This window comes from Paenibacillus sp. EKM211P, assembly GCF_011066175.1.
GTDB classification, from domain to species: Bacteria; Bacillota; Bacilli; order Paenibacillales; family Paenibacillaceae; genus Paenibacillus; species Paenibacillus polymyxa.
On record NZ_JAAMNS010000002.1, the window covers coordinates 64,912 to 76,970 of the forward strand.

Below are 12,059 nucleotides of genomic sequence, written 5' to 3' on the forward strand. Positions count from 1 at the left end.
ACCCGTTTCCGATGCTTAGGCTCGTTTTTATATGCTGCCTGTTATTGTATTATGGGACAGGGGGCTTGTAATTATTCCCCAATATGAACGCCGATCGTTTTGCCATTCACTTCTACATGTTCCGCTGGTTCGGCTTGACCAAATGTCACCGTGGTTACCAATACGTTCTCACGCAACACAGAGTCGAAGCTTTCGATCGCCTGACGCAAATCGTTGTCTACATCCAACGTCAATGCTACATACTTTTCAATCGGCAGATCCAGCTTTTTGCGGTAGTCTTGTACCGCACGAACCACTTCACGTACCCAGCCCTCTTGCTCAAGCTCCGGTGTAATGTCTGTGTTCAACGCTACCGTTAAGCCATAGCCAGAAGCAGAAGCGAAGCCTTCTTTCGCTTTTTTCTCCACCAGCAATTCCTCAGCTGTAACTTGCAACTCTTCTCCTTCTGGAGAAGCCACGTTCAGTACCCCTTTTTCTACAACAGAACGAGTTTCTTCAGCAGACATTCCCTTGAAAAGATTTTGTAGGAATCCGACATTTTTGCCGTATTTCTTGCCTGCCACTTTCAAATTCAGCTTCAATGTAAAATCTACAAATCCGCTATCGTCCGTCTCAACATGAATATGCTTCACATTGATCTCATCTTTGATGATTTCCTCATAGCCACCCAGGTCAAAATCCTGATCCATAGACAGAATCAACTCAGACAACGGTTGACGTGTTTTCAAACCCGTTTCGTTACGGACATTACGTGCTAATTCAACGACGCGACGTGCCGTTTCCATATCTCGCTCCAGTTCCAGATCAATTAAGGATTCATTGGCAGACGGATAGTCATCCAGATGAACACTTTCCCCATTGCTCAGGTTGAGGTAAATATCCTCAGCAAGCAGCGGTGTGAACGGTGCAAGCAGCTTCGCCGTCGTTAACAGCACCTCCGTCAGTGTGCGGTACGCATCCAGTTTATCTTCTGTAAGCCCGTTACCCCAGAATCGATCACGTGAACGACGGATATACCAGTTACTCAGTTCATCCACAAACGACTCAATCGCTTTGGCAGAGTTCAGGAAGTCATTGACAGACAATGCTTTGTCCACAACCAAAATTAAGCTGTTCAGACGGGACAAAATCCAGCGATCCAATTTGTGTGCCGATGGCTTGAACGGATGCTGTGCCGGATCAAATCCGTCAATATCTGCATACAAGGTCAGAAATGCGTGTGTATTGACAAGCGTATCTACCAGCTTCGATTTAGCTTCGCCTACGATGCCTTTGGAAAAACGTTTGCTATTCCATGGTGCGCTATCGGAGAGCAATGCCCAGCGGAAAGCGTCTGTACCGTACTCGTCAATTACTTCCCACGGATCGATAACATTGCCCTTCGATTTGGACATTTTCTGACCCTGCTCATCCAGTACATGGCCTGTTGCCATGACAGCTTTGTAAGGAGCTTTGCCAGTCAGCATCGTCGAAACCGCAAGCAAGCTATAGAACCAGCCACGAGTCTGGTCAATCCCTTCACAGATCATATCTGCTGGAAATTGCTGCTCGAACGTTTCATTATTCTCAAAAGGATAATGATGCTGTGCAAACGGCATAGAACCGCTATCGAACCATACGTCGATGACTTCCGGTGTGCGAGTCATTTCGTATTTACCGCATTGGCTACGAACCTTGATATCATCTACATATGGTTTGTGTAGCTCGATATCCGCCGGCACGTCCCCAATCGCACGTTCTCTCAACTCAGCAATACTGTGGGGTGCGAACTGTTCTCCAGTTTCCTCACAAACCCAGATATTAAGCGGTGTACCCCAATAGCGATCACGACTGATGTTCCAGTCCACCAGTTCCTCCAAAAACTTGCCAAAGCGTCCTTCGCGTACATGACCTGGGTACCATTCAACTTCGCTGTTGTTGGCAATCAGTTGATCCTTGATCGCAGTTGTTTTGATAAACCAGCTGTCCATAGCATAGTACAGTAATGGAGTATCGCAGCGCCAGCAGAACGGATAGCTATGCTCGTATTTTTCCTTGCTGTACAGCAAACCTTTTTCGGATAGCATTTTCACAATATCTACATCGCAATCTTTCACAAAACGGCCTGCAAAATCAGTGATTTCAGCTACATAGTTACCTTGAAGATCCACTACGTTGATAAACCCAACACCATTTTCACGACATACGCGATAGTCATCCTCACCATGTGCCGGAGCCATATGAACGATACCTGTACCGCTGGAGTCTGTTACGAACTTCGCACCCAGAATTTGGTTACCCTTTTCCACCTGAAAATAAGTAAATGGCGGGGTATAGGTTTGGCCTACCAGTTCAGAACCCGATAGTGTGCCAATCACTTCATGATCACCTTTAATTACGGTCTCAACCAGATTTTTAGCAACGATGTATACACCATCTTCTTGCTTCACACGTGCGTATTCCAGCTCAGGGTTGACAGCGAGCGCCACGTGGCTCGGCAAGGTCCAAGGTGTTGTCGTCCAGGCCAGTACATATTCACCACTGCTATGCAGCTTGAATTTGGCCGTGGCACTCAGATCCTTTACATCTTTGTAGCCCTGTGCTACTTCATGGGAACTTAGCGTCGTCTGACAATCCGGGCAATACGGACTCACACGATGACCACGATACAGCAGGTCTTTCTCATGAATCGTCGCCAAAATGTTCCATACGCTCTCGATATAGTTATTGTCCAAGGTAATGTACGGGTGATCAAGGTCTGTCCAGTATCCGATCGCTTCGGTTAAATCGCGCCATTGCTGCTCGTATTCAAACACGCTCGCTTTACATTTTTTAATAAATTTCTCAACACCATATTCTTCAATTTCAGGTTTGTGGGAGATCCCCAGTTGCTTTTGCACACCCAGTTCCACCGGCAGGCCATGCGTATCCCAACCCGCCTTCCGTACGACACGATATCCCTTCATAGTCTGATAGCGGCCGACGAAATCCTTAATTACGCGACCCAGCACATGACCGATGTGTGGTTTGCCGTTAGCTGTTGGTGGGCCCTCATAAAACACAAAATTGGGCTTTCCTTCACGATTGGTAATGGATTTACGGAATGTGTCCTCCTGTTTCCATTTGCTCAGGATGCGTAGGTCACGTGACCGTGCTTTTTCTTTAACATCCACTCTGTTCATAACGTTATACTTCCTCTCTGCTCATCATTGATTGTTCTAGCGCACTTAAAAAAGCAACAAAAAAAGCCCCATCCCTGTAAAAGGGACGAGACTGTGCTCGCGTTACCACCCTGATTCCGTAAATAGACCAATCTAAAAAGACGATCTTGTCACGACTCTCTGAGCCCTACTCTACTTCAGCAGGGCGCCATTATAACGCATGGCAAACGGTGATCGCTTACACACGCCCCAAGTTTAAGCGCTTCAGCTCACTTCTCCGGGAGGATCTTCAGTCATGTTCTGAACGTTGGCTTGCACCGGTAGGCCAACTCTCTGAGGGACAAATCATGACGTACTCGTTCCCATCAACGAATTAAACATGTTAAATTCATCGAAATCTTAAATCAGCAACATCGTTGCCTTGAATAACAACCATCAACCGATAGACGGATAATCGTTGAATTCAGTATAGTATTTACAGTTATAGCCTGTTTAAAGATAAAAGTCAACCCTAACAAGACCGAATAAAAGCTTGTCAGAAATCAAAATTAGTAAATTTCTTTCATTTCACGCTCGCGCTCCAGCACTTCGCGTTCACGGTTTTCAAGTGCTTCCCAGCCATCTTGGCTTAACAAGTCGAGCTGCGCTTCCACCAATGTACGAAACCGTGCTCGGTAAATTGAAGCCTGTTTCTTCAGCTCTTCAACCTCCAACGCGATTTTACGGGATTTGGACAATGCTTCGTTCACAATACGATCCGCATTTTTTTCCGCTTCCTTCACGATCAGTTGAGATTCTTTCTTGGCGTTGTTGCGAACTTCATCAGCTGCTTCCTGCGCGACAATAATTGTCTTGCTCAGTGTATCCTCAATCGTCGCGAAATGATCGAGCTTCTCCTGTACGTTCAACAACTGGGTGCTCAATTCTTTATTTTCACGGATAACGCCCTCGTAGTCCTTGATCACCTGATCCAAAAATTCATTAACCTGATCCTCGTCATAACCGCGAAGCCGGCGGGCAAATTCCTTATTATGTATATCCAATGGCGTTAATGGCATGCCGTCCACCTCCTATAAGATTGACAAAAAATTCATTTTCCGCGTCACGACGCTCAATATCATCTATCGGTCATCATACCCCGTTTTGTGAATACTGTACAGAGCAAAATCGTTCCAGTTCAACGCTATAGGTTAATTCTTTCGACAGAAATCTCATGAATCCTGCCTTCAGCTATACAAACTTACCAATTTTGACACGGAATCTACCTTTTTTTGTCATCCCGTCTGTTTCAAGCACTTTAAAACGCCCAAATCCCTGCATGGAAATAACGTCCCCAACTTTAAGTGAAGTCGATGGATTCTCCTCCACCTTCCAGTTTACCCGACATCGTCCCGCTCGAATCGGTGTTAATATTTTACTGCGGCTCAATTTGTAGACGTCACTAGCAATCCCGTCCAGACGCAAAGAAGCCACCGTCAGATCCATCGCCTCTAATGCAACTTCCTTCGTTCGGAGACTTGCTACTGGCAACAGTTCTGTCCATACATGAACACGATGTACCTGCTGCAAATGCATAGTCATAAAATCTCCAATCTCTGACGCCACCAATACATGACACCCATCATCCAGCACGTGAATGTCGCCGATTTTGCCACGCTTGATTCCAAGCCCCAAAATGGCACCTAGATAATCACCGTGCTCAAGGGTATTGATTTTATGATCATCAGAAGTGATGGAAAGGACCTGAATTCCCATTTCCTTATCGTCCAAATACGAATAATCGGGCGCAATCAGCGCCCGCTTTCGTTCCGAAGCCATGTATCCGCCATCTACCCTAATCGTGACCTTGTCTTCCTTCGAAGCAAGTGTCTCCAATATGTACTGTTGCCGCGGATCCAAAAAATCAGTCAGCTTCTGCTCATGATAAGCTCCCGCATGACTGATCCATTCGGAAGCACGATCCACATAATCCCGTTCATCCGGGTGAAAATGCTCATAAATCTCAGTCCGCATAAATCCTCCTAGACGAAATTGCCGATTAAAGAAATCAAACCGTACGATGCAAAACGCAGAGCAATCAGCGCTACGATAGGTGAAATATCAATCATCCCGAAGATTGGCGGTATAAACCTGCGGAAAGGAGACAAATATGGCTCCACAAACCTGGCAAGTAAATCACCGATCACACTCTCTCTGGCATTAGGAAGCCATGACAGCAGGACATATGCAATGATCATGTACGAATAAATCTGAAATAGCCAGTAAATTACCTCGATCAAGAAAAGCTCACCTCATTCTGTTAAGTTCTTGTTCAGTGTCAGCCAGTATCTCCGTAATGGAGCCTTGAATTTCAACCGTATCCGGTGTGCACAGAAAAATATTGTTACCGACCTTCGAAATGCCGCCACTCAGTGCATACACAGTGCCACTCAAAAAATCAATGATGCGTAGCGCCTGATCCTTGCGAATTCGTTGCAAGTTAACCACGACGGTGCGGTGGGAACGGATATGGTCGGCGATTTCCTGTGCTTCATCGTAAGAACGCGGCTCATACAGAACAACTTTCACATTTTTTTGTGAATGGATGCTGACAACATTCGTGCCCTTCTGGTTCTTACGTTTATCAAAGCTTGGGGTTTCAATTTCTTGATCTTCCGGCGTATTCATAACCTCTCGCTCTATAACTTCCTCTTCTTCCTGAAGGCCCAGAAAGTTCATGAACTTATTCATTACGCCCACTGAAAATCCTCCTCTCGTCCGACCAGTACGGAACCAAGCCGCAACCAAGTCGCTCCTTCTTCAACCGCCACTTCAAAATCATTGGACATCCCCATAGACAAGTGAACGATAGGTTCTTTAGTCAAAGCTTGTCCATTTAACCGATCACGCAGTTCACGTAATCCCCGAAACACAGGTCGAGTATGTTCTGGGTTTTCCTCATGAGGAGCCATGGTCATCAGGCCGATTACATCCACATGTTCCAACTCGCGAATTTGTTCTAGGAAAGGGGCAACTGCCTCGGAGGATAAGCCGTATTTTGAAATTTCCCCAGAAATATTGACTTGCACAAAAGCTTTGACTCGCAGTCCCAAAGCGGCTGCCTTCTTGTCCAATTCCTGAGCAAGCGATAAGCGATCAAGCGAATGTATAAATTTAAATTTTCCAATTACATCTTTAACCTTATTCGTTTGGAGATGACCAATAAAATGCCACGTTCCCCGATCACCCAACTTGCTCCATTTATCCGCAGCATCCTGCCAGCGATTTTCGCCCACATGCTCCAAGTCGTTATCCAATACGGATGCCATTGCCGCCGCCGAAACATATTTCGTGACAGCGATCACATTTACTTCATCACGCGAACGTCCGCTACGGGCACATGCCGCTTCGATACGGGCGTTAACTTCTTTAATTCGTTCCTCCAAAGACACGGGAGGACTCACCTCTCTTCCAGACCAATCCAACTCGCCATTCTTCCTGTAACGCCGCCTTCCTTGCGATATGAAAAAAATAAATCGCTGCGGCTACTCGTGCACAAGGTAGTACATTCGATATGGCTCGGCAATATTCCTGCTTTCATCATAATGTGTCGATTGCATTGTTTCAAGTCGAGTAGTGTTTTTCCACCGGTTAAGGGGAAATAAACAGAACCTTCCCATTTATCATTACCCGGGCAATCATGCTCTAAAACCCGGATTTGGTTCATCACATGCTCATCTACCTCATAGGATTCAGGACCAATAGAAGGACCAATAGCTGCTAGTATATCGGACGGCTGAGATCCATATTCAGTTTGCATGGTCTGCACCATTTTCACCGCAATCTCCGCAACTGTTCCCTTCCAGCCTGCATGCGCCAATCCAATCACACGATGCACGGGATCACAAAAATATAAGGGTACACAGTCCGCATAAAAAGACGTCAGCAAAATGCCTGGTATATTCGTCACAAGTCCATCTGTGTCCTGAAAAGCTGAGGCACGATCCATAAAGCCTCGCCCACGATCGGTAGCCTGGACAGCAGCAACATGATTACCGTGGACCTGCTCGCCGCACGTCCACGCTTCAGCAGCAAAACCAAGCTGCTCAGCAATCAGTCGGCGATTGCGAATGACTTTCACGGGGTCATCGCCTACATGAAACGCACAGTTCAAACTGTCGTATGGCGCTTCGCTGACACCGCCATGACGCCCTGTAAACCCCACTGTTAATCCCTGAACCTGCCGCTCCCAAGATTGGATATATAACAACTCTGGCACGGGACGTCCGCCATCTTGCATGGGCGTAGTCCCTCTAGCCTCGGTATTCACTATAAACGGTTCCATTTCGTTCTCACCTCTACTGCCCAGTGTACCAAAAAGCCGCCGCTGTGTCTTCACAACATACTAAATTACGTGTACCTGCTGTTCAAAAGCCCCGTCGGTCATTCCGCTCCTGACGTTCGATATAAGACTTTTCCTCCCTCTCATCCGGCGGCTCATGCAATCCCTCCAGTCGAACAAGCACAACATCCGAACCAATTTTCACAATGTTGCGCCACGGAATAACCAATTCGCTTCCCCCTCCAAACCAACCCATGAATCGGCTGCTGCCCGGAACCACAATAGCTTCAATTTTCCCTTGTCGTACGTCAATCTCCAGATCACTGATTTGTCCTAGACGTCGTCCATCTACAATGTTAATGACATCCTTGGTTTGAAACTCGGAAATTTTCATGGCTCTTACTGATGTTTCCGGTGCATTCACACGCATCACATCCTTTATTTCACTATATGAGTGGGAGAGCCCAAAAAATGTCCTGCAAACGCAAAAACGATCCGCACGGGATCGTTTTTATCACTGAATCATTCAAGCATTCATTTCATTAGGACTTTACATGTTTTTGCATTTGCTGTATAGCCGACTTCTCTAATCTCGAAACCTGGGCTTGAGAGATACCGATTTCGTCGGCAACCTCCATTTGCGTCTTTCCTTCATAAAAACGCATAGACAATATCATCTTTTCACGCTGGCCCAGGCGATGCATCGCTTCCCGGAGAGCGATTTCCTCAATCCATGAGACGTCTTTATTTCTGTCATCACTGATCTGATCCATCACATAGATTGGGTCGCCCCCGTCGTGATATATCGGCTCGAACAGCGAAACTGGATCCTGAATCGCATCCAATGCGAACACAACATCTTCTTTAGGCACGTTCAGCACCTCTGATATTTCAAAAATCGTTGGTTCCCGCGAGTTCAGATTTGTCAGACTGTCCCGCACCTGAAGCGCCTTATATGCAATATCCCGCAACGAACGGGACACACGGATCGGATTGTTATCCCGCAAATAACGGCGGATCTCTCCGATGATCATCGGCACCGCATAAGTGGAGAACTTTACGTTTTGCGAAAGGTCAAAATTATCAATCGCCTTCATCAGGCCGATGCATCCTACCTGGAACAAATCGTCCACAAACTCCCCCCGATTGTTAAAACGCTGAATCACACTCAGGACGAGCCGGAGATTGCCGTTGACCAATTTTTCTCTGGCTGATCGTTCATTATTTTGCTGAAGTGATGTGAACAACTCGCGCATCTCTGCATTGGTTAATACCGGCAGTTTGGCGGTATCCACACCGCAAATTTCCACTTTGTTTCGGGTCATCGTGTCTTACCTCCCAAGGAGCAACATTAATGTACATTATCTCCTGAGGGCATTTTTTTATTCGCCGTTTCCATCGCTTCCGGATATCCCCAAGCATTATACCATTTTATTGAATTCTTTTCGTAAGCGATTTATAATTCGTTTTTCCAGACGCGAAATATACGATTGCGATATACCCAGCAGGTCAGCAACATCCTTCTGTGTCTTCTCTTCTCCGTCTTGTAAGCCGAAGCGCAGTTCCATAATCAAACGCTCTCGATCCGTCAACTTATCCAGTGCCTTATGCAATAATTTACGATCTACTTGCTCCTCAATATTACGGTAAATGGTATCATTTTCCGTGCCCATCACATCGGAAAGCAACAACTCATTACCATCCCAATCGATATTCAGAGGCTCATCAAAAGAAACTTCCGTTCTCGTTTTGCTATTACGACGCAAATACATTAAAATCTCATTTTCAATGCATCGAGATGCATAGGTGGCAAGTTTGATTTTCTTCTCTGGATCAAAAGTGTTCACCGCTTTGATCAGCCCAATAGCACCGATGGATACGAGATCCTCAATGTTGATTCCCGTATTTTCAAATTTACGGGCGATATACACGACTAACCGCAAGTTTCTCTCAATTAGCATCGACCTCACTGCTGCATCTCCAGAAGAAAGCTTTCCAAGCAAATACTCTTCCTCGTCTCTTGTTAATGGAGGGGGGAGCGCCTCGCTACCGCCAATATAATAAATTTCTTCACTTTTCAGCCCGAATAAAAATAAAATACGATAATATTGCAGTTGCCATGCTAGCCTAAATTTCATCTTTAAATTCATTTGTTCCCTCATATCATTCTCCCCCTTTTGGAAATAGTACAAGTCTTACTGGCTCCGTCCATTTCAGCATCGAATGTTTCTCCTCGTCTTTAAACCTTGTCCTGTACTCTTCTCCATTATCCTGATTCTGTAAAATGATCACTAGCATATGCTTCTCGTTTCAAGCTTGAATCAGCACCCCCCTCTTCGTGTGCCGTCACATCTGGATGGATGATGGCATGGTATTTGCCCTCTGCCGACAACTTTCCCCCGTCCAAGCCAATCAGCACTCGATGATGTACAAAATGAATCCCATTCATCACCACCTCTACTCGATCTGGTTTGAGTGCGAGCATAAAGGAATGACTTTTGTTAATTCCACGATAGGGAACGAGACGAACACGATCCTGCCAGTTGAACGGTTCCTCCCCCAGATCCATCACTAGTTGATCAGCATTACCCTCAGAACATTTTTGGAGCCAGGAAGCGGGTAAATACGATTCCCACAAAGCCGCCTCCATCACCATTACTGGGGTTCGGGTCAAAGGATCATGCAGTTGGTTACCTGTATCCAACAAGCCTGTACACTCAATATGATCCTGCCCAATCCACACCTGTACTTGCCCCAAAAAGCCACTCATCCTTTCTGTGCGCTGCTTCGAGGACTGCACAATACGAAAGAAAAGCATCACTCCGCCAAATGCGCATAAAATAAACCAGAATGCGATTTTCAATTCAAAAGACATTCCACCTGATGCGGTATACCAGATGCCATTAAACAATTCCCCCGTATTTTGGAGAAAATAATGCATCCCCAAAATGCCACCTGCTGCTACAAAATTGATCATGTAAAAGGCACCCATTGTACGAAGATACTTTTGCATGCTGCCAAAACCAAAGGCCACCAGCAGCATGATGACCGATAAGGCCAGCTTGATTAGAAACGTAAATAAAAATGACAGTTCCGGCACAAACATCATGACTACGTACATTGCGCCAATTCCAGCTGAAGTCATCAATCGCCACCACACTGGACGAATCTTTCTCATCCAGGCGGTGGCCATTAGCAACACAGCATCAATGAACAAATTGGCCAAGAAAATTAAATCGATATAAACAACCAAGGATTCACCCGCCCAGCATTTTGCAGGATAGGCTTAAGTATAGTAGTCATATGGTTCAAAGTCTGTCTAACGGTGGGGACGGTGTCCGACTAATTTTGTCGGAAAGAGGAGAAGCACTGGCCGTGCGGGATGCGGAGAAAACAGAAAGAAGCCCGCATCTCCAAAGAGGATGCGGGCTGTCTAGATATAAACTAGTTATCGTTATTATTATTGCGTGAACGGTTACGTAAGAATGTCGGAATATCCAATTGGTCACTGCTTTGAGTGTTACCGAATGGACGCAAGTTAGGAGAGGACTTTTCCGTTGCTTCGGAAGCCGCTGGGTTAGCTGCTGGTCTACGTCCCGGTGCTGGTTGGCTCGGCTTACCTTCAAAACCAGTGGCGATCACGGTAACCTTAATCTCTTCTTTCAAGTCTTCATCAATGATAGCACCGAAAATCATGTTCACTTCCGGATCGGAAGCTGATGTTACAATTTCAGCCGCCTCATTGACTTCGTATAGAGACAAATTGGTGCCGCCAGTGATGTTCATAATGACACCACGCGCACCTTCTATGGATGTCTCTAGCAACGGACTCATGATAGCCTTGCGCGCTGCCTCAGCCGCACGATTTTCACCCGTCGCTTCGCCAATCCCCATCAACGCGGAACCACGCTCCGTCATGATCGTTTTTACGTCAGCGAAGTCAAGATTGATCAGACCCGGTACAGCGATCAAATCCGAAATACCTTGTACGGCCTGACGTAGAACATTATCTGCTTCACGGAATGCTTCCAGCATCGGAGTTTTCTTGTCCACAATTTCAAGCAAGCGATCATTCGGGATTACAATCAAGGTATCTACTTTTTCTTTCAATCCCTCAATGCCAAGTTCAGCTTGATTGGAGCGTTTACGCCCTTCAAATGTGAATGGTCGGGTTACCACGCCTACAGTCAGCGCACCGCACTCCTTAGCAATTTCAGCAATGACAGGAGCCGCTCCGGTTCCTGTACCGCCACCCATTCCCGCAGTTACGAATACCATATCCGCGCCTTTGAGCGTATTCATAATGAGCTCACGCGACTCTTCAGCCGCTTTTTTACCCACGTCAGGGTTAGCCCCGGCACCCAAACCACGAGTCAGCTTATCGCCAATTTGAAGCTTATGCTCAGACTTCGCCAAGTGAAGCGCCTGGGCATCTGTATTGACAGTAATAAACTCTACACCCTGAACTCCATTTTCGATCATTCGGTTAACCGCATTGCTGCCGCCGCCTCCGACGCCGATCACTTTAATTTGAGCCAAGCTCTCCATTTCAAAATCAAATTCCAACATACTATTCCATCTCCCCCTCAATGTGCATG

General features: G+C 46.3%; 12 protein-coding genes and 1 other annotated feature. All 12 genes read right to left on the reverse strand.

The window, feature by feature from the left end; genetic code table 11:
- Positions 1-71: 71 nt before the first annotated feature.
- The 12 genes from ileS to ftsZ all read right to left on the reverse strand — a co-directional run bounded on the left by ileS (position 72) and on the right by ftsZ (position 12,030).
- Complete coding sequence (ileS, locus tag G9G57_RS03330) at positions 72-3,161, reverse strand: isoleucine--tRNA ligase (protein WP_016821534.1); 3,090 nt, start codon at positions 3,159-3,161, stop codon at positions 72-74.
- A gap of 78 nt (positions 3,162-3,239) precedes the next feature.
- Positions 3,240-3,518 (reverse strand) — a binding site (T-box leader).
- A gap of 170 nt (positions 3,519-3,688) precedes the next feature.
- On the reverse strand, positions 3,689-4,198 hold the full coding sequence (locus G9G57_RS03335; RefSeq protein WP_013311075.1) for a DivIVA domain-containing protein: 510 nt from the start codon (positions 4,196-4,198) through the stop codon (positions 3,689-3,691).
- A gap of 172 nt (positions 4,199-4,370) precedes the next feature.
- Entirely contained in the window at positions 4,371-5,153 is a 783-nt protein-coding gene (locus tag G9G57_RS03340) for a YlmH family RNA-binding protein (protein ID WP_016821535.1), read from the reverse strand.
- An 8-nt stretch (positions 5,154-5,161) separates the two neighbouring features.
- Positions 5,162-5,419, reverse strand: a complete 258-nt coding sequence (locus G9G57_RS03345) for a YggT family protein (protein WP_013372075.1) — start codon at positions 5,417-5,419, stop codon at positions 5,162-5,164.
- Between the two features lie 7 nt (positions 5,420-5,426).
- Positions 5,427-5,879, reverse strand: coding sequence for a cell division protein SepF (locus G9G57_RS03350; RefSeq protein ID WP_013372076.1), 453 nt, complete (start codon positions 5,877-5,879; stop codon positions 5,427-5,429).
- On the reverse strand, positions 5,870-6,571 hold the full coding sequence (locus G9G57_RS03355) for a YggS family pyridoxal phosphate-dependent enzyme (RefSeq protein ID WP_016821536.1): 702 nt from the start codon (positions 6,569-6,571) through the stop codon (positions 5,870-5,872). Before G9G57_RS03355 ends, G9G57_RS03350 begins: the two co-directional genes overlap by 10 nt.
- An 8-nt stretch (positions 6,572-6,579) precedes the next feature.
- Positions 6,580-7,464, reverse strand: coding sequence for a peptidoglycan editing factor PgeF (pgeF, locus tag G9G57_RS03360; RefSeq protein WP_029514420.1), 885 nt, complete (start codon positions 7,462-7,464; stop codon positions 6,580-6,582).
- Positions 7,465-7,546: 82 nt separating this feature from the next.
- Complete coding sequence (locus tag G9G57_RS03365; RefSeq protein ID WP_173426158.1) at positions 7,547-7,891, reverse strand: YlmC/YmxH family sporulation protein; 345 nt, start codon at positions 7,889-7,891, stop codon at positions 7,547-7,549.
- Between the two features lie 112 nt (positions 7,892-8,003).
- Positions 8,004-8,786 (reverse strand): RNA polymerase sporulation sigma factor SigG, encoded by a 783-nt coding sequence (sigG, locus tag G9G57_RS03370; protein WP_013372080.1) that lies wholly within the window; start codon positions 8,784-8,786, stop codon positions 8,004-8,006.
- A gap of 96 nt (positions 8,787-8,882) precedes the next feature.
- On the reverse strand, positions 8,883-9,623 hold the full coding sequence (sigE, locus tag G9G57_RS03375) for an RNA polymerase sporulation sigma factor SigE (RefSeq protein ID WP_164964478.1): 741 nt from the start codon (positions 9,621-9,623) through the stop codon (positions 8,883-8,885).
- A 104-nt stretch (positions 9,624-9,727) separates the two neighbouring features.
- Positions 9,728-10,714 (reverse strand): sigma-E processing peptidase SpoIIGA, encoded by a 987-nt coding sequence (gene spoIIGA / locus G9G57_RS03380; protein WP_126666838.1) that lies wholly within the window; start codon positions 10,712-10,714, stop codon positions 9,728-9,730.
- Positions 10,715-10,905: 191 nt separating this feature from the next.
- Positions 10,906-12,030, reverse strand: a complete 1,125-nt coding sequence (gene ftsZ, locus G9G57_RS03385; RefSeq protein WP_013372084.1) for a cell division protein FtsZ — start codon at positions 12,028-12,030, stop codon at positions 10,906-10,908.
- Positions 12,031-12,059: the final 29 nt, after the last annotated feature.